Source organism: Celeribacter halophilus, from assembly GCF_900114135.1.
Taxonomy (GTDB): Bacteria; Pseudomonadota; Alphaproteobacteria; order Rhodobacterales; family Rhodobacteraceae; genus Celeribacter; species Celeribacter halophilus.
Map to the genome: position 1 here is coordinate 118,575 of NZ_FORY01000006.1, position 18,595 is coordinate 137,169.

The 18,595-nt window shown below is 59.2% G+C and carries 19 protein-coding genes and 1 riboswitch; of the genes, 1 reads left to right on the forward strand and 18 read right to left on the reverse strand.

Features of this window, described 5'->3' with window-relative positions; translation table 11 throughout:
- Positions 1-157: 157 nt before the first annotated feature.
- The 5 genes from trpB to rpsA form a co-directional block, all read right to left on the reverse strand.
- Positions 158-1,408, reverse strand: coding sequence for a tryptophan synthase subunit beta (trpB, locus tag BM152_RS08015; RefSeq protein WP_066606997.1), 1,251 nt, complete (start codon positions 1,406-1,408; stop codon positions 158-160).
- A gap of 98 nt (positions 1,409-1,506) precedes the next feature.
- Positions 1,507-2,148 (reverse strand): phosphoribosylanthranilate isomerase, encoded by a 642-nt coding sequence (locus BM152_RS08020; RefSeq protein WP_066606994.1) that lies wholly within the window; start codon positions 2,146-2,148, stop codon positions 1,507-1,509.
- Positions 2,149-2,185: 37 nt separating this feature from the next.
- The gene (locus tag BM152_RS08025) at positions 2,186-2,533 is read right to left on the reverse strand and encodes a LapA family protein (RefSeq protein WP_066606991.1); all 348 of its coding nucleotides are present in this window, start codon (positions 2,531-2,533) and stop codon (positions 2,186-2,188) included.
- 10 nt (positions 2,534-2,543) lie between these two features.
- On the reverse strand, positions 2,544-2,825 hold the full coding sequence (gene ihfB / locus BM152_RS08030) for an integration host factor subunit beta (RefSeq protein WP_066606989.1): 282 nt from the start codon (positions 2,823-2,825) through the stop codon (positions 2,544-2,546).
- A 403-nt stretch (positions 2,826-3,228) separates the two neighbouring features.
- Positions 3,229-4,908 carry a 30S ribosomal protein S1 gene (gene rpsA, locus BM152_RS08035; protein ID WP_074914101.1) on the reverse strand — a complete coding sequence of 560 codons (1,680 nt, stop codon included), beginning with the start codon at positions 4,906-4,908 and terminating at the stop codon, positions 3,229-3,231.
- A 360-nt stretch (positions 4,909-5,268) separates the two neighbouring features.
- Here rpsA and BM152_RS08040 point away from each other — a divergent pair, with 360 nt between their 5' ends.
- Positions 5,269-5,727, forward strand: coding sequence for a hypothetical protein (locus BM152_RS08040; RefSeq protein ID WP_066606984.1), 459 nt, complete (start codon positions 5,269-5,271; stop codon positions 5,725-5,727).
- A gap of 79 nt (positions 5,728-5,806) precedes the next feature.
- Here the strand turns inward: BM152_RS08040 and BM152_RS08045 are convergent, their stop codons facing one another.
- The 13 genes from BM152_RS08045 to miaB all read right to left on the reverse strand — a co-directional run bounded on the left by BM152_RS08045 (position 5,807) and on the right by miaB (position 18,503).
- On the reverse strand, positions 5,807-6,439 hold the full coding sequence (locus tag BM152_RS08045) for an NAD(P)H-dependent oxidoreductase (RefSeq protein ID WP_066606981.1): 633 nt from the start codon (positions 6,437-6,439) through the stop codon (positions 5,807-5,809).
- A 129-nt stretch (positions 6,440-6,568) separates the two neighbouring features.
- Positions 6,569-7,513: a hypothetical protein gene (locus BM152_RS08050; protein ID WP_066606975.1), complete on the reverse strand. Its 945-nt coding sequence runs from the start codon at positions 7,511-7,513 to the stop codon at positions 6,569-6,571.
- Positions 7,510-8,118 (reverse strand): (d)CMP kinase, encoded by a 609-nt coding sequence (gene cmk, locus BM152_RS08055; RefSeq protein WP_066606964.1) that lies wholly within the window; start codon positions 8,116-8,118, stop codon positions 7,510-7,512. The genes BM152_RS08050 and cmk overlap by 4 nt, the downstream gene beginning before the upstream one ends.
- A 58-nt stretch (positions 8,119-8,176) precedes the next feature.
- Positions 8,177-9,526: a 3-phosphoshikimate 1-carboxyvinyltransferase gene (gene aroA, locus BM152_RS08060; RefSeq protein WP_066606961.1), complete on the reverse strand. Its 1,350-nt coding sequence runs from the start codon at positions 9,524-9,526 to the stop codon at positions 8,177-8,179.
- A 96-nt stretch (positions 9,527-9,622) separates the two neighbouring features.
- Positions 9,623-10,369 (reverse strand): tRNA (guanine(46)-N(7))-methyltransferase TrmB, encoded by a 747-nt coding sequence (gene trmB, locus BM152_RS08065; RefSeq protein WP_066606959.1) that lies wholly within the window; start codon positions 10,367-10,369, stop codon positions 9,623-9,625.
- Between the two features lie 123 nt (positions 10,370-10,492).
- Entirely contained in the window at positions 10,493-11,674 is a 1,182-nt protein-coding gene (gene metK, locus BM152_RS08070; protein ID WP_066606957.1) for a methionine adenosyltransferase, read from the reverse strand.
- 9 nt (positions 11,675-11,683) lie between these two features.
- A riboswitch (SAM-SAH riboswitch) is annotated at positions 11,684-11,734 on the reverse strand.
- Between the two features lie 37 nt (positions 11,735-11,771).
- Complete coding sequence (lnt, locus tag BM152_RS08075; protein WP_231730566.1) at positions 11,772-13,295, reverse strand: apolipoprotein N-acyltransferase; 1,524 nt, start codon at positions 13,293-13,295, stop codon at positions 11,772-11,774.
- Positions 13,288-14,223: a transporter associated domain-containing protein gene (locus BM152_RS08080; protein WP_066606953.1), complete on the reverse strand. Its 936-nt coding sequence runs from the start codon at positions 14,221-14,223 to the stop codon at positions 13,288-13,290. Before BM152_RS08080 ends, lnt begins: the two co-directional genes overlap by 8 nt.
- Before the next feature lie 42 nt (positions 14,224-14,265).
- On the reverse strand, positions 14,266-14,754 hold the full coding sequence (gene ybeY / locus BM152_RS08085; protein WP_066606948.1) for an rRNA maturation RNase YbeY: 489 nt from the start codon (positions 14,752-14,754) through the stop codon (positions 14,266-14,268).
- A gap of 16 nt (positions 14,755-14,770) precedes the next feature.
- Positions 14,771-15,781, reverse strand: a complete 1,011-nt coding sequence (locus tag BM152_RS08090) for a PhoH family protein (RefSeq protein ID WP_066606946.1) — start codon at positions 15,779-15,781, stop codon at positions 14,771-14,773.
- A 211-nt stretch (positions 15,782-15,992) separates the two neighbouring features.
- Positions 15,993-16,322 (reverse strand): hypothetical protein, encoded by a 330-nt coding sequence (locus tag BM152_RS08095; protein ID WP_074914104.1) that lies wholly within the window; start codon positions 16,320-16,322, stop codon positions 15,993-15,995.
- An 11-nt stretch (positions 16,323-16,333) separates the two neighbouring features.
- The gene (locus tag BM152_RS08100) at positions 16,334-16,831 is read right to left on the reverse strand and encodes an OmpA family protein (protein WP_082715433.1); all 498 of its coding nucleotides are present in this window, start codon (positions 16,829-16,831) and stop codon (positions 16,334-16,336) included.
- A gap of 322 nt (positions 16,832-17,153) precedes the next feature.
- Positions 17,154-18,503, reverse strand: coding sequence for a tRNA (N6-isopentenyl adenosine(37)-C2)-methylthiotransferase MiaB (gene miaB, locus BM152_RS08105; RefSeq protein WP_066607051.1), 1,350 nt, complete (start codon positions 18,501-18,503; stop codon positions 17,154-17,156).
- Positions 18,504-18,595: the final 92 nt, after the last annotated feature.

An 18,595-nucleotide genomic window follows, 5' to 3' on the forward strand; every position in this document is an offset into this window, starting at 1 on the left:
TTGAACCGCGCCCTTCCGGCTATTGGCAGCAGGTTTATCCGGGTTTACGAACCCGCCTCTAAACCTTTGGTCTTCGGGCATAAACTCAGGTTTAGAGGGATATCCCATAGAAAAAGCCGCCCCGAAGGACGGCTTTGACTACAGCTTGGACTGGGAGTTACTCGGCGTCGCGGCCTTCTTCTCCGGCGAGGTCGGCACCAAGGTGGCGTGCCACGGTGAAGATGTCCTTGTCTCCACGCCCCGACAGGTTGATGACAATGATATGATCTTTGGGCAAATCGCCCGCAATCTTCATGACATGGGCCACCGCATGGCTAGATTCGAGCGCGGGGATGATGCCTTCGGTGCGGCAACAGAACTGGAACGCCTCCAGCGCCTCCTTATCGGTGATGGAGACATATTCCGCGCGCTTTGTATCATGCAGCCATGAATGTTCAGGCCCGATGCCCGGATAGTCGAGACCGGCAGAGATCGAATGGCCTTCCAGAATCTGCCCGTCATCATCCTGCAACAGATAGGTCCGGTTGCCATGCAGCACCCCCGGACGCCCGCCCGTCAGAGAGGCGCAATGCTCCATCCGGTCGTCCACGCCATGACCACCAGCCTCGACACCGATGATGCGCACGCTCTCGTCATCAAGGAACGGGTGGAATAGCCCCATCGCATTTGAGCCACCGCCCACAGCCGCCACAAGCGTATCCGGCAGGCGGCCTTCACCCTCCTGCTCTTCAAGCTGCCAGCGCGTCTCCTGCCCGATGATGGCCTGATAATCCCGCACCATCGCCGGATAGGGATGCGGCCCCGCCACCGTGCCAATGCAGTAGAACGTGTCGCGCACATTGGTCACCCAATCGCGCAGCGCATCGTTCATCGCATCCTTGAGCGTGCCACGACCGGAAGAGACAGGGACAACCTTGGCGCCCAGAAGCTCCATGCGGAACACATTCGGCTTTTGACGCTCCACATCCGTCGCGCCCATGTAGACGATACATTCCAGCCCGAACTTGGCACAGACCGTCGCCGTGGCCACCCCGTGCTGCCCCGCACCGGTCTCCGCAATGATCCGCGTTTTGCCCATGCGCCGCGCCAGAAGAATCTGCCCCAGCACATTGTTGATCTTATGTGCGCCGGTGTGATTGAGCTCCTCGCGTTTAAGGTAGATCTTCGCGCCGCCCAATTCGTCGGTCATCTTCTCCGCAAAATACAGTGGCGACGGACGCCCCACATAATGCTTCCAGAGGTCGCGCATCTCGTCCCAGAACGCCGGATCGGTCTTGGCCTTGTTATACTCCTCCTCCAGAGAGAGGATCAGCGGCATCAATGTCTCTGACACAAACCGCCCGCCAAAAATACCGAACCGCCCCTTTTCGTCAGGGCCGTTCATGAAGCTGTTAAAAAGATCGTTCATCGCGATGCTCCCTTGCGGATCTCACAGGATGTAGCGCAGGGGGGCGGACCGGTAAAGCACGCCCGCCTCCTTTGTGCCGAAATACTCGAAAAAGCCCGTCACGCAGCGCGGATCGCTTCGATAAAGGCGCGGATTTTCCCCGCATCCTTAACACCCGGCGCGCGTTCCACGCCCGAGGACACGTCCACCTGTTTCGCGCCGGTCATCTGGATTGCCAGAACCACATTCTCGGGCGTCAGCCCGCCCGCCAACATCCACGGACGGTTCCATGCGCGTTTGGAGATCAGGCGCCAGTCGAAGGACAGGCCATTGCCCCCCGGAAGGTCCGCCCCTTTCGGAGCCTTGGCATCCACGAGCAACTGGTCACACACCATCCCGTAGGCATCCAACGCAGGCACATCTTCGGCACTTGCCACGCCCACCGCTTTCATCACGGGAAGACCATAGCGCGACCGGATTTCGGCCACACGTTCGGGGCTTTCCTTGCCGTGAAGCTGCAACATATCGAGCGGCATTTCCGAGGTGATCCGATCCAGCTCCGCATCCGTGGCATTCACCACCAGAGCGACCTTTGCGACCCCCACAGGAACATCCAGCGCCAGATCACGCGCTGTGGCGACCTCGACATGGCGCGGAGATTTCGGGAAAAAGACAAAGCCCAGATATTGCGCGCCCGCCTCGACCGCCGCAGAAACGGCATCAGGCGTTTTCAGCCCGCAGATTTTCACACGAGTTTCCATAGGTCGGGTCTATCGCGCTAGGAACTGTTTTCCCAGATCAATTTTCGAGAAGCGCCAGAACCTCGTCGCCTTCGTTCTTCGCCTTGTCGGTTTTCAGCTTGCTGACTTCGCGAGCGAGCTTTTCCTTCTCACGCTTGTGCGTCGAGGCAGCGGAGCGGTGTTTATACTCACGCATCCACTCCCAAACAAAGCCGATCAGAAGCCCCGCGATGATCGCGCCGAAGATCACAACGAACAGCGGCAGACTGACCGACAGGGTCACGCCGCTCAACGTGGCAAGCTCTGCGGGCAGAAGGTTCAGCGTCACGACATCCCGATTGGCGATGGCAACGGTCACAAGCACCACGGCCAGCGCGGCGAGAAAGGCGTAACGGATGTATCGCATGGAAATGACCTTATTCTTCGTTCAGACGATCGCGCAGGAGCTTGCCGGTTTTGAAAAACGGCACATGCTTTTCCTCGACAGGAACACTTTCCCCCGTGCGCGGGTTGCGGCCCATTCTGGCATCGCGCTTCTTGACGGAAAAGGCGCCAAATCCGCGCAGTTCCACCCGATCGCCGCGCGCCATCGCTTCGATGATTTCCTCAAAGATCGTGTTGACGATACGTTCCACATCGCGTTGGTAAAGATGCGGATTTTCGTCAGCGATCTTCTGGATCAACTCAGACCGAATCATTGAAGCTCCCCCTTACATTTCAGGCGCGTTTATGTCCTCAGATCATGCCGGAAAGATATCTGCCTGCATGACAATTTATAGAGTGACTATAGGATGGGATCGCGATCCGGGGAAGCGTTTCATAGGGGCGTGACACGGGTTTTTTACCCCTAATATGCTGACTTTCCGCCTAAAAATCCGTTTTAGCTGTGCAAATTTCGATTTTGGCGCTCTCCCGCCTCGTGCCGCGTTGCGGCAAAATCTGCGGCGATTCGGTTTTCTTGCCCTGTTAAAGGCGACTTGCCACGACACGTTCCAATGGCCCCGAAGCACCAATCGGCCCGCCCGACCCAAGCGTGGATGAGCCAAAGAAAAAGGCCCCGCAGATGCGAGGCCTTTTCCAAATTTTGATCGACTGTCGCGATTACTCGTCGCCGGTCTTCAGAGCCGCGCCGAGGATATCGCCCAAGGACGCGCCGGAGTCGGAGGAGCCATACTGTGCAACGGCTTCTTTTTCTTCGGCAATCTCGCGTGCTTTGATGGACAGACCCAGACGACGGGTTTTCTGATCCACATTGGTCACGCGCACATCGATGTGATCGCCGATCTGGAAACGCTCGGGGCGTTGCTCGGCACGATCACGGGACAGGTCGGAGCGACGGATGAAGGATTTCGCGCCTTCATATTCCACTTCGATCCCGCCGTCTTCGATGGCAGTCACGGTCACGGTCACGATGGAGCCGCGTTTCACGCCCTCAACCGCACCGGAGAAGCTGTCGTCCAGAGCTTTGATGGAGAGAGAGATACGCTCTTTTTCCACGTCCACTTCGGTGACAACGGCTTTGACCACGTCATTCTTGTGGTAGTTCTGGATGGCTTCCTCGCCACGCTCGTCCCAAGACAGGTCAGAGAGGTGAACCATACCGTCGATGTCGCCCGGCAGGCCGACGAACAGACCGAATTCGGTGATGTTCTTGACTTCGCCTTCGACCACGGTGCCTTCCGGATGGGTCTCTGCAAAGAGTTCCCACGGATTGCGCATGGTTTGTTTGAGGCCGAGAGAAACACGACGCTTGGACGGGTCGATCTCGAGAACCATGACTTCCACTTCTTGCGAGGTGGAGACGATTTTGCCCGGGTGGACGTTTTTCTTGGTCCAGGACATTTCGGAAACGTGGACAAGACCTTCGACGCCCGGTTCCAGCTCGACGAACGCACCGTAGTCGGTGATGTTGGTCACGCGGCCCGTGTGAACGGTTTCGAGCGGGTATTTGGCTTCAACAGAATCCCAAGGATCGTCCTGCAGCTGTTTCATGCCGAGGGAGATACGGTGGGTCTCTTTGTTGATCTTGATCACCTGAACCTTGATCGTCTCGCCGATGGAGAGGATTTCGGACGGGTGGTTCACACGACGCCATGCCATGTCGGTGACGTGCAACAGACCGTCGACACCGCCGAGGTCCACAAAGGCGCCGTATTCGGTGATGTTTTTGACAACACCGTCAACAGCCTGACCTTCGTGCAGGTTGCCGATAACTTCAGCGCGCTGTTCCGCACGGGACTCTTCGAGGATCGCACGACGCGACACAACGATGTTGCCACGGCGACGGTCCATCTTGAGGATTTGGAACGGCTGCTTGAGACCCATGAGCGGGCCGGCATCGCGCACGGGGCGCACATCGACTTGGGAACCCGGAAGGAACGCAACCGCGCCGCCCAGATCGACCGTGAAACCGCCTTTGACGCGGCCAAAGATAGCGCCTTCGACGCGCTCTTCGGATGCGTAGGCTTTTTCGAGACGGTCCCATGCTTCTTCACGACGGGCTTTGTCGCGGGAGATAACCGCTTCGCCACGGGCGTTTTCAACACGGTCAAGGAACACTTCAACTTCGTCGCCAACAGCAACGGAAGGAGCCTCACCCGGGTTTGCAAATTCTTTAAGATCAACGCGGCCTTCCATTTTGTAGCCGACGTCGATGATGGCCTGACCTGCTTCAATAGCGATCACTTTGCCTTTTACGACAGACCCTTCTGCGGGCGTGTCAATTTCGAAGCTTTCATTCAGAAGGGCTTCGAAGTCCTCCATAGATACGTTCTGAGCCATGTGGTCTCTAGATTCCTTTTCATACATTTATGCGGGCCATGCGGTTGTCTCCGCCGGTCTTGATTTCATTCACGTCTGGGATCGCTCTCAAAGCACCGAAGGACAGGGTGAAAACACAAACAAGAAGGGCCGGAGATTTCCATGCTGGAGATCTTCTGGCCCTGCTCACCCATGCCCGCGACTCTTTACGGTCGTCAGACAAGCGCGCGTATAGGGGAAAACCCCTTGATTGGCAAGACAATGTGCCCCAAGCACGCATGTTATCGGATAACAGGCGGCTCGAAGTGCTTTGCTTTTGTATAACCTCGCCCGCTGTGAAAGCGTGTCGGGACAGAAAACATATTTTAGGAACGACTTGATATGAACATCTCAAAACGCACTTTCCTCACAACGGGCGCTGCCGCTGTAGTTTCAAGCACCTTCGCCATCCCCGCTCTCGCTGCAGGGAAAGAGGGCTTCACCCCCGTTGCTGGCGCAGCCCTTGGTGCGGCGGGCCCACTCGCCCTCGGCCTCGGAGCAATCATCGCTGTCGGAGCCATCGCAGGCGGCGATAGTGGCGGTGGCGGCAAAGTGGACATCCCGGACCTGTCCGTTGCCGCGATCAACAAAGCGGCCCCCGAAGATCGCCCGGCACTCCTTGGCAAGGAACTCGAAGCGCGCCTGTCCAAAGAATTCCCCGAATTCAAATTCAACGGCGAAATCGTCACAGCCGTCCGCAAAGCCTACGGGAAGGGCCTGAGCGAGGGCAAAACCCTGATCACCGCCGCAGGCAAAGGACAGGACTGGTCGATCAAAGTGACAATCGTCATCAAAATCTGACCATTTCAACCCGCCAGATGAGCGCCCGAACTGCGGCCTTCGGCTCATCTGGCGGTTCGGGCCTTCTGCCGGAACCGGATCAGTTCAGGTCCGTCACCATTTCATAGGCAGGTTTGCGGACCTTTTTGAGCGCGGCCAGCCAGTCGCCCTCCACGTCACGCGTCCCCAGCACCAGCGCCACGACGGATTTGAGGCCTTTGTCCTCAAGCCCGAGGATCGCGTCGAACTGTGCGGGATCGAAACCCTCCATCGGTGTGCTGTCGACTTCCAACTCGGCTGCCGCCGCCAATGCAAAGCCCAATGCGATATAGACCTGACGGGCGGCATGTTCGAAATTCTCATGCGCGTCCCGCGACAGGTAAAGCGATTTCAAACGGGTGTAATAGGCATCCAGCGCCTCGCGCGTGCCCGGACGTTCTGCGGCGTGATGTTCGACCACCGCATCAATGCGCGCGTCATCGTAATTGTCATAGGCCGCAAAAACCAGAAGATGCGAGCCGTCCGTAACCTGTTCCTGACCGTAAGACGCCGCCTTGAGCTTTGCGCGCAGCTCTTTGTTGCGGATCACAAACAGGTGGAAAGGTTGCAAGCCGGAGGAGGTCGGTGTCATGCGGATGGCTTCGACGATCTGTGCCACCTTGGCCTCATCCGCCGGTTTGGACGGGTCCATTTTCTTGGCGGCATAGCGCCAGTCGAGCTTGTCGAGGAACATCAGGAATCCTTAGTATATTCGTATATGTGCGTTTGCTGCACCATATGCATCGGGGCTCTCCGCCACAAACCCATATTTCCGGCCACACCCTTTGCCCCACTCTCTGTGTAGCGGAGCGCAAGGGAGCGCTTACGACATATCCAGGCCGAGGCGCTTCGGCGGAAACCCCATATCCGTAAAACGCGCCAGCACATTGGCCTCGAACGCCGGATCGTCCAGCCACAGGCATTGCGAAAAATACCAGTAGAGAAACTTTGTGTAGTCGCGCTTTTGCCCCACCGCCCGCGCAAGCGCCGCGGAGAACTCTTCCGGTGTTTTCACCACCTCCGCGACCTGATCGAAATCGGCGCGGGCAAAAAGCAGCGTCGGCGTGCCGTGCAGGAACCCTTCTATCGACGCGGCCGAATTGGCCGACACCGTCACCTCCGCCTGCCTCAACAGGTCATGCACATTGGCGTTGGTCTTGATCGGCCTGTATCCCGCCGCCTTCATTTCCTTGATCGCCTTTACCCCCTCCTCTTTGCGAAGCGGGTGCGGCTTGACATAGACAGGCCGCCCGTCCGCCCCCTCCAGAACCGTGTGGATCATCTCCTCGCGGCTCATATAGGCGTGCCCCCGACGATAGGGCGGCGGGCCTTGCAAAAAAATGACGATGCCCTCGGAATCAATCTCTTCCACGGTTTTCTTCTGATGATACCGCGAGCTGCGCTGCTCGGAGAAACGCGCCTTCAGCGCCGCGACATAGCGTTCCGCCTCAAGCGCATCTATTGCCTCCGGCACAAAGTGACGCGTCGCTATGGAACTGTCCGCCAGCACGCCCTTCGGATCAAGATGCCAACACCCGTCCAGATAGGCCAGCGCCGCGATCAAAACATCCTTGTGGGGTTTACGGGCATTGTCCACCACATGCAGATTGCCATCCGGCGCAACCGGCGGAAACCGTGGCGCGATCTCCACCATGCCCCTGCGCCGCTCGACCATCCGCTTGAGCCGCGGGTAAAGCGACGACATCTTGCCCGCCTCCAGAGCCGCCCGCTCGTGATCGGGCAGATGCAGGACGAGCTTGGCCGTCATCCCAGCTTGGCCTCGATCAGTTCAATGACTTTCGCCACGGCCTGCTCGATGCTCATCGAAGTGGTGTCAATCACAACCGCATCATCGGCGGGCTTCAGCGGGGCCGTGGCCCGTGCCGCGTCACGCTCGTCGCGCTCGCGCAGGTCATCGAGCACCTCTTCAAAGGTGATCTCTTCGCCCTTTTCCACCAGTTCCTTATGCCGTCTGCGCGCACGCACCTCGTCGGAGGCAATCACATAGAGCTTCACCTCGGCATCCGGACAGATCACCGTACCAATGTCACGCCCGTCGAGAACCGCACCGCCCTCGCGGCGGGCAAAGGCCTGCTGGAAATCCACCAACGCTTCGCGCACATCCGGTTCCGCAGCCACCCGTGAGGCGGCCTGCCCCGCATCCGCCGAACGCAGATCATCGCGCTCCAGATCCTGCGCCGTCAGGGTTTGCGCCGCTTCAATCGGCGAGAGACCTTCAAAGGTCTTTGCGCCCGTCGCACGATACAACAGGCCCGTGTCGAGATGGGCAAAGCCGAAATGTTGCGCGACAGCTTTGGAAATCGTGCCTTTTCCGGCAGCGGCAGGACCATCAATCGCGATGCAGAAACTCATGTTTTTTCCTCCTGAGGGGGAGCACACGCTGACTCTTTGCGCGTGCGAGGTCAAGCCCTCAGTTGTTGCGTTTCACGTCAGCGCCAAGATCGGTCATCAATTTTTCAAAAACCGGAAACGACGTGGCAATAGGACTGGCGTCATCAACCGTGACCGGCTCTTGTGCCGCCATCCCCAGAACGAGGAAGGACATGGCAATCCGGTGGTCGATATGGGTGGCACAGGTCGCGCCCCCTTTGACCCCTTGCGCGCCGCAGCCATGCACGATCAGCGTGTCCTCATCCTCTTCGACCTCCACGCCGCACGCCTCAAGCCCGCGTGCCATCGCGTCGATGCGGTCCGATTCTTTCACCCGCAATTCCTTGACGCCTTTCATCACCGTGGTGCCCTCGGCAAACGCCGCCACCACCGAGAGGACCGGATATTCGTCAATCATCGACGCGGCCCGTTCAGGCGGCACATCGATGCCTTTGAGCTTGGAATATTTCACCCGCAAATCGGCAACCGGCTCGCCACCTTCCTCACGCGGGTTCTCAAAGGCAATATCCGCCCCCATTTCCACCAGCGTGGTGTAAAGCCCGTTGCGCGTCAGGTTCTGGCTCACGCCGGGCACGAAAATCTCCGAGCCTTCGACAATGAGCGCCGCACAGACCGGAAATGCGGCCGAACTCGGATCGCGCGGCACGGCCACCTCTTGCGGGGTCAATTCGGGCCGCCCTGTCAGCGTGATCTTGTTGTAGCCCTCCGGCGTAGTCTCGGTCACAACCTCCGCGCCAAACCCCGTGAGCATCCGCTCCGTATGGTCCCGCGTGGCCTCTTTCTCGATCACCACAGTTTTTCCCGGCGCGTTCAACCCCGCGAACAATACGGCGGATTTCACCTGCGCGGAGGGCACTGGGGTTTCATATTCCACCGGCACAGGCTCCGCCGCCCCCACAAGGGTCAGCGGCAACCGCCCGCCAGAGCGCCCGACAGCACGCGCACCGAACAGCGCCAAAGGATCGGTCACCCGCGCCATCGGACGTTTGCGCAAAGAGCCGTCACCGGTGAATGACGTGCAGAAATCATAGGTCGCCACGCACCCCATAATGAGCCGCACGCCCGTGCCGGAGTTGCCGCAGTCGATCACATCTTCGGGTTCGGTAAAACCGCCGACGCCCACGCCATGCACGGTCCACTCCCCTGCCCCTTCGCGCACCACATCCGCACCCAGCGCCTGCATCGCCTTGGCGGTGTCGAGCACATCTTCGCCCTCCAGAAGTCCGGTGATCCGTGTCTCCCCCACCGCCATAGCGCCAAAAATCAGCGCGCGGTGCGAGATGGATTTGTCACCGGGCACCGCTGCCGTGCCTTTCAAAGGCCCGCTCTTGCGCGATGTCATCGGGATCGGGGTGCCGTGGCTGGACATGTTGCTCTCCTCACATTTCTGACCGCCCTGATACCGCAAGCAAGGCAAACGGTCTATCCGGCAGTCTCCTTTGTGGCGAAAATACTCAGACCACGCTCACCGCTTGCGAAAGGTCATGTAATGAGGCGTGCGGCCTTCGCGGATCGCCTTTTTCTCATAGCGTGTCGAGAACCAGTCGCCCCACGGCTTGCGCCAGTCTTCCGCGCTCTCGCCCAGCCATTCGAATCCCGCGCGCGGCACTTCTTCCATCGTCTGCCGTACATAGTCGGGAATATCGGTCGCCACACGGAATTCCGCGCCAGCCTCAAGCACGCGGTAGAGTGGCGCGAGATGTTCCTGAGTGACGAAACGCCGCCGGTGATGGCGGGCTTTGGGCCAGGGGTCGGGATAGTTGAGAAAGGCTTTCTCGATGCTCTCGTCCGGCAGCACATCGAACAGGTCACGCGCATCGCCGGCATGGATTGCCACATTGTCGAGACCACCCAAACGGCGCATATGGCCGAGACAGGAAGCAACCCCGTTCACATAAGGCTCGCAGCCGATGATCGCGACATCGGGGTAGCTCTGCGCCATATGGATCAGATGCTCCCCTGCGCCGAACCCCACTTCGAGCCAGACAGGTTTGCCGCCGAACCGCTCGGCCAGATCAAGCTTCACCCGCTCGGGGTTTTCCTCCCAGCTCACCGGTCCGGGAGCCAGTCGCGGCAGGTCTTCTTCGAGATAGACCTTTTGCGCCTGATTGAGCGTCTTGCCGTGGATGCGGCCATAGAAATTGCGCCACGGCGCACCGGAGGCGTGAGCGGTCTTGTTGGCGTCAGAGTCGTGCGTTTGATCGTCGGACATGGGAAACCCTGTTTTGTTCAAGCGGGGCTTTTGCCAAGAAAGCCGTGAAAACACAATGCAACGTGCCGAGCTTCACTCTTGAAGCGATGAGGCGCACGACTCTGCGCACGCCCCATGTTGCATTCAAATCGCGTTTTTCAACGCTTCGGCCAGATCGGTGCGCTCCCAGCTAAAGCCGCCATCGGCTTCAGGAGCGCGGCCAAAGTGGCCATAGGCCGCCGTGCGCTGGTAGATCGGTTTATTCAGCGAAAGATGGGTGCGGATGCCGCGCGGGGTCAGGTCCATGACCTGCGGGATCGCGGCCTCGATCAGAGCCTCGTCGATTTTGCCCGTGCCGTGGAAATCCGCATAGATCGACAGGGGGGCCGCCACACCGATGGCATAGCTGAGCTGGATCGTCGCCTTGTCGGCCAGACCTGCCGCCACCACGTTTTTCGCCAGATAGCGCGCAGCATAGGCCGCAGAACGGTCCACCTTGGTCGGATCCTTGCCGGAGAATGCCCCGCCCCCGTGCGGTGCGGCACCGCCATAGGTGTCCACGATGATCTTGCGCCCCGTCAGACCCGCATCCCCGTCAGGCCCGCCGATGACGAACTTACCCGTCGGATTGACGTGCCAGACCGTGTTTGCCGTGAGCCAGCCCTCGGGCAGCACTTCTTCGATATAAGGCGCCACAATCGCGCGCACATCGTCGGAGGTCAGGTTTTCGTCAAGGTGCTGGGTCGACAGGACAAGCGAACTGACTTCGACCGGCTTGCCATCCGCATAGCGCACGGAAAGCTGCGCCTTGGCGTCAGGGCCAAGCATCGGCTCCGTGCCATCCTTGCGCACCTCGGCCAGACGACGCAGAATCGCATGGGAGAACTGGATCGGAGCGGGCATCATCGCCTCGGTCTCATTGGTGGCAAAGCCGAACATGATCCCCTGATCGCCCGCGCCCTCGTCCTTATTGTCGGCGGCATCGACACCTTGGGCAATATGGGCGGATTGTTCGTGCAGGAGATTCGTGATCTCCAGCGTCTTCCAATGGAACTTGTCCTGTTCATAGCCGATGTCGCGCACGCAATCGCGCACGATACCGTCAATCTTCCCCATATAGTCGTGCAGCTTGTCCTGATCGGACAGACCCACTTCTCCCCCGATCACCACACGGTTTGTGGTGGCGAAGGTCTCGCAGGCGACCCGCGCTTCGGGTTCTTCTGAAAGTAGGGCATCAAGGACAGCATCGGAAATACGGTCACAGACCTTATCCGGGTGGCCCTCGGAAACAGATTCCGAGGTGAATACGTAGTCTTTGCGGGACATAGGGGGTCGTGCTCCATTGGGTTATGTCGCCCACACGTCAGGAAGCCGTTGTGCGGGCCGTTGATTAGTCTGCGATATAGACCCTCACGGGGGAGGGTCAATCTGTTTTTCTGTCACGGGTCAGTCGCGCTGTCCCCCAACCTCCTATCACAAGCAGGGTTAACATGACCCAAACAGGCAGTTCCCCGAGCCGCGCATAGGGCGTTTCGGGCAAGGCAGAGGGCAGCGCCTCTGTGAAAGCACCGGAGCGGCCCAGCGGGATCTGCGCGATCACGCCCCCGCGCGCATCGACAAGCGCCGAGACCCCCGTATTGGCGGCACGCACCATCGGAACCCCCGTCTCGATCGCACGGAACCGCGCCTGCACGAGCGACTGCTGCGGGCCGGAAAACCCGCCGAACCATGCATCATTGGTCATTTGCAAAAGCCAGTCGGGCCGCTCTTGCGTGCGCAAGTCACGCGGGAAAATCGCCTCGTAGCAAATCAGCGGCAAAGCGTGCCCCAAGCCCCCCGTGTCGAAAAGATGCTGTCCACGACCTGCGGAATAGCCGTAGCCGTTCTTGGCGGTGAAGGCCCGCAGGCCGATCCGCTCCAGAAGGCCGGGCAAGGGCATGTATTCTCCGAAGGGCACGAGGTGGTGCTTGTCATAGGTCTCCACAACCTGCCCCGTTTCATCCAGCAAAACGGCACTGTTATAGCCCTGCATCCCGTCAACGCGGTTCAGCCCGACAATGGCGCGGGCGGGCGCGGCGATCTGTGCAATCTCTTCGAGGTAGGGCCCCGCGGCATAAAGCGGCGCGGCGACCGACGTTTCCGGCCAGACCACCAGATCGGCCGGTGCCTCGCCCACACCCTTGGTCAACTCAAGCGCACGGTTGTAGAACACGGGGATATAATCCGGATCCCATTTGAGATGCTGCGGCGCATTGGGTTGCACCACGCGGATGTTGTGCCCTGTCTTTTCGGGGAGAGGCTGCGCCTCGCGATAGGCACCACCGGCCCAGACAAGACCGAACAGGACAAGGGACACCCCCGCCAGCCGAACGGACCGGCGCTGCGCCGCGAAGGCCAGAAGCGCTGCGAAGGCAAAGCCCAGCATGGTAAGACCATAGGGCCCGATCAGCGCGGCAAGCTGTGCCACCGGCGTATCGATCCAGACATAGCCCGGCATGGCCCAAGGAAAACCCGTGAATACATGACCGCGCGCAAGCTCTGCTAGCCCCCAAAGCGCGGCCAGTCCCGACAGACCGGATTTGAGTATTTTTGCCATACAGAAAGCCAAAGCCCAGAACAGCGCCAGCCCTCCTGCCATGAGAAACAGGGCGAAAGGGATCATCCAGCCATGTCGCCACGGCTCGACCAGAAAGGGATTCACGATCCAGTTGAGGGCAAAGAGGAAATGCGCAAAACCGATGAGCCAGCCCAGAAACGCCGCCTGACGCGCAGCTTGCGCCCCGATCCAGACACGCGCCGCCAGAGCAAGGCCCAGAAGCGCCACAGGCCAAAGGCCCAAGGGCGCCTGCCCTGCTGCGATACACAGCCCCGCCGCAAAAGCCGTGAGACGGGGACGTGTCGCATGACGCGCAAGACGGGACCAGCGGCGCGTCATGAGATCAGGCATCAAGTTTCGGTTTGACAGCAGAAGGCAGACGCACGCGCAACCGTTTGATCCGGCGCGGGTCGGCGTCGATCACCTCGAACTCGGTGCCGGAGGGGTGCGGGATCACCTCGCCACGCGCGGGCACACGACCCGAAAGCAAAAAGACCAGCCCGCCGAGCGTGTCGATTTCTTCCTCGTCATCCTCGTCGGCCAGCCGCAATCCGATGGCGGCCTCGAACTCTTCGAGCGGCGCCTTGGCTTGGGCAATGAACACGCCCGGCGCGGATTGCGTCCAGAACACATCCTCGTCGACATCGTGTTCGTCTTCGATTTCACCGATGACCTGTTCGACCAGATCTTCGAGCGTCACCAGACCGTCCACACCACCGTATTCATCAATCACCAGCGCCATATGCATCCGGTCCGACTGCATCTTCTGCAACAGGATACCGATGGGCATGGAGGGCGGCGCATAGATCAGCGGGCGCAGCATTGCGTTGAGATCGAACTGCTTGGCCCCCTTGCCATTGAACCCGTATCCCAGCGCGACATCTTTCAAATGCACAAGCCCCACGGGCGTGTCCAAAGTGCCGTTATAGACCGGAAGGCGGGTCATGCCGCTTTCACGGAAGACCTTCACCAGATCATCCATTTTGATATCGCAAGGCACCGCCACAATATCAGCTTTCGGCACAGCGACATCATCCACACGCATACGGCGCAGGTTGACCATGCCGGGACGCTGCGCAGGCGGAACCTGCGCGGCGGGAGCCGGTGTGTCGGCGATTGTCGGTGTCTTGTCGGGTTTGGAGGAAAACGCAGACCTGAGACGGTCGAACCAACCATTGGAAAATTTTCCGGCCCGATTCGAGTGGCTCTGCGTTCTACTTATGGGGTCCGCTGGCGCGCTCTGCGCTGCCATAGAAGACCCAGGCTCTGTATCGCCCATGCGTCCTTTCCAAAATCACACGGCCAAAACGCGGCCGTTCGGTTAATATGGGTCCTCTAGACCCAAGGTTGCAAGTATTTCGACCTCTGTAGCCTCCATAATTTCGGCATCGCGGTCGGAAATGTGATCATAACCCAACAAATGTAATAAACCATGAATGATTAAATGGGTGACATGGTCGGCCATCGGCTTGTCTGCGGCCTCGGCCTCGCGCGCGCAGGTGTCGTAAGAAATCGCGATATCGCCCAGTTCGATCATCCCGTCGAATGACGGCGCGGGCAAGGGCGGGCGCTCCTCCGGTGTGGCGCGTTCATCTGCGGGCCACGACAACACATTGGTGGCTTTGTCTTTCTCGCGAAAATCCGCGTTGAGCACTTTGATCCGCGCATCATTGCAGGCCAGAACAGAGCCTTCGCAGAGATCGGCCTCAAGGCCCACGCGAGCACAAAACGCATCCGCAGCCCGCGCCACCAGCGACTCCAGCCCCGCGTCTTCCCAGCGCGGGTCTTCAATGATCACATCTATGGCCATAAGCCCTCCGGAGCGGTTACTGCGCTTCGTCGGACTCATAGGCCTCGATGATCGCGGCGACAAGCGGATGTCGCACCACATCTTTCGAGGTGAAGTAGTTAAAGGCAATATTCGGCACACCTGCGAGGATGCGTTCGGCGTCGCGCAGGCCCGAAGGCACCCCGCGCGGCAGATCGACCTGTGAGCGGTCGCCGGTGATGACCATGCGCGAACCTTCGCCCAAACGGGTCAGGAACATCTTCATCTGCATGGTGGTGGAGTTCTGCGCCTCGTCCAAAACCACAAAAGCGCGGCTGAGGGTGCGACCGCGCATAAAGGCCAGCGGTGCGATCTCGATGGTCTTTTCTTCTTTCATCTTGGCCAGTTGTTTGGCCGGAATGAAATCGTTCAGCGCGTCATAAAGCGGCTGCATATAGGGATCGACCTTCTCGTCCTGCGTGCCGGGCAGAAAGCCCAGTCGCTCGCCCGCTTCCACAGCAGGGCGCGACAGGATGATCTTGTCGACATGGCCGTTGATGAGCATGTTCACGCCGACCGCCACGGCCAGATAGGTCTTCCCCGTGCCCGCAGGCCCGATGCCAAAGGCCATCTCGTTCTTGAACAGGTTCTGCACATAGGCCTTTTGCGCCTCGGTGCGCGGCTCGATGAGCTTCTTGCGGGTCTTGATCTCCACATCCCCGCCACGGAACATTTCCATCTGGTCGCCCGGCAAGCCCTTTTCGGCAGGGGTCTCCCCCATCCGGATCATGCCATCAATATCGCCCGGTTCGATCTCGCGTCCGGCTTCGAGCTTGGAATAAAGATCCTGCAACACCGAAGCGGCACGCCCGCGTGTGCTTCCTGTTCCCATGACAGACAACATATTGCCGCGTCGGACGATCTGGACGTCGAGCTTGTGCTCTATCTGGGCGAGGTTTCTATCGAATTCACCACACAGGTCGATGAGCAACCTGTTGTCATGAAATTCAAGAAGCGTTTCGTGGACTGCGTCCTGCGATTTCGGGGGTGTCAACGCGCTCAGGCCCAAATAGTTTCTCCGGTTCTGGTCCGACTCTGGTGGTGGTTCCTCACCCTATGGTGCCAAGGGATTGCGGTTCTGGCAAGCACAGACACTAAATCTTCGCCTCGCGCTCAGCACAACGCCGCCACCCCATCATTAAACCGCCTAAAAAACAATCAAACGAAAACGGCCACCCACAGCGGGATGGCCGTTAAAAGCTAAGTGTTGTAAATGCCGCTTAAGACGCCGTTCCTGTGGACGGGTCGGCAATCGCTGATCCCTTTTTATAGGGACCAACCGCTGTATTCGGTGCGGCAGTACCGGAACAGACCGGTTTGCCGTATTTGTCGACGCGCGCACTCAGATAGCCTTCGACGCCATCGTCAATGATCCAGTGATCACACCCTTGCGGGTCGATCCAGATACCGGCCTCAAGTTTCGAAAGATGCTTCGTGTCGAAACCGCGATCCACGGTCTTGTCCTTTTTCGGGACTTCCATGAACCCTGTTTCACAGGCGGACAGGCTTCCGGCAACAGCGAGAAGGGCGAGGGTTTTCACTACATTCATCGTCTCTCTCCTCACTTGATACACAGAATTTCGACGCGGCGGTTTTGCTGCATACCGGCCGCTGTGGCATTGGAGGCTTTCGGCATCCGTTCGCCATAGCCGCGCACATCCGCAACATAGGCACCGGTCTTGCGGGCCACCTTGGCCACCGCATTGGCGCGGTTGTAGCTCAGACGCATGTTGTATTCGTCAGAGGCGCGGCTGTCGGTGTGACCGATGATGATATAGGCGGTCGCGCCCGCTTTCCGGAAGAATTCCGTCAGGCGTTTGCGCCCGGCCGCAGAGATGGCATATTTATCCGTAGCGAAAAGCTGGTCAGAGGGCATCACCGCGCAACTTCTGACCGGATGGCAGGTCGGGCGACCCTGACGATCAAGCTTCAGGTCCATATACCCTTCGGCACCATCATCCATCACCCAATGCTCGCACCCGTCCGGATCAATCCAGATGGTCGGCGTGTAGTTTTCGCCCTGAACACGGGTCTGTGCCTGCAACGGCGCGGCCCCCATGGTCGCAAGAGCCAATCCGGCACTTGCCAACAAGGCAAATACGGCCCGGCCTTTCCGGCCTGTTTTGAGAAATTCGATGGTCACGTTTTCCGCCCCCCAAATGTACACATTTTCAGACCGCCCATAATCGTCCCCACAGCCATAAGCTGCCTGCGTCCTACTCACTAAGATTGTGGCCAAAATATAGCGAAAATTAGTGCTTTGTGAAGGAAAAACACCAGATATTGTGTCGTGCTTTTCAACGAAATCTGACTTTGGTCAGAATTGTTGCCTGATTGATGCACAGTCGCAAATGTTTTTGTCCCTACGTCACCCTCACAGGTCAGCGCAGCACAACACCCGCCAGAGAATTCGGTCCGCTTTCGATGATTCTCACCCGCGCAATCTCGCCCACGGCCACATCATCGGTGACGTGAACCGCATGAAGATATTCGGATTTTCCGACCATCTGACCGGCGAGCCGCCCCTTGCGTTCAAACAGGACCGACACCTCGCGCCCGACCATGGCATCCTGGAAAGCGTGTTGCTGCTCTGTGATCAGTTCTTGCAAACGGTGCAGACGTTCGGAGGCGACATCGGCATCCACCATCTTGTCGTCCTTCTCCGCCGCAGGCGTACCCGGACGCGGCGAATATTTGAACGAGTATGCGGAGCCATAGCCGACCTCGCGCACGAGGCTCATCGTGTCCTCGAAATCCTGATCCGTCTCGCCGGGAAAGCCGACAATGAAATCGCCGGACATGGCAATGTCGGGCCGTGCGGCGCGGATACGCTCGATCAGGCGGATATACTCTTCTGCCGTATGCTTGCGGTTCATCGCCTTGAGAATCCGATCGGAGCCGGACTGCACGGGAAGATGCAGATAGGGCATGAGCTTGTCGCAATCCCCGTGTGCCGCGATCAGGTCGTCTTCCATATCGTTCGGGTGCGAGGTGGTGAACCGGATGCGCTCCAGCCCGTCAACCTTGGCCAACTCGCGGATGAGACGCGCAAGACCCCATGTTCCGCCCTCGCCTGCCCCGTGATAGGCGTTCACATTCTGCCCCAGAAGGGTGATCTCGCGCACGCCACGTTCCACCAGATCGCGCGCTTCGGAAAGCACACGTTCCGCCGGACGGGACACTTCCGCCCCGCGCGTATAGGGCACAACACAGAAGGCGCAGAACTTGTCGCAGCCTTCCTGCACCGTCAGAAACGCCGCCGGAGCGCGTTTGGCCTTGGGCCGCGCCTTGAGATGTTCGAACTTGTCCTCTTCGGGGAAATCGGTGTCGAGCGCCTTGACGCCCTTGCCCGCCTTCGCCTCAAGCTGCGGCAGTTTGTGATAGCTTTGCGGGCCGACAACCAGATCGACCATCGGCTGACGCCGGATGATCTCTTCGCCTTCAGCCTGCGCCACACAGCCCGCCACGCCGATCTTCAGATCGGGATTGGCCAGTTTCAAATCCTTGTAGCGCCCAAGCTCGGAATAGATCTTTTCCGCCGCCTTCTCGCGAATGTGGCAGGTGTTCAGCAGGATCATGTCCGCCTCTTCGGGCGAGGACACTTCTGTATAGCCCGACCCGCCGAGACTTTCGGCCATGCGCTCGCTGTCATAGACATTCATCTGGCAACCATAGGTCTTGATAAAGAGCTTTTTGGTGCCTGCCTTGGTGTCGATCTTGGTCTCGGACATCGCTTGGGTCCACATATCATGGGGAATTAAAGCGCCCTCCTAACGCAACTGGCCCAACAGGGCAAGCATCACGGGTCAGGAGGTCTTGTTGC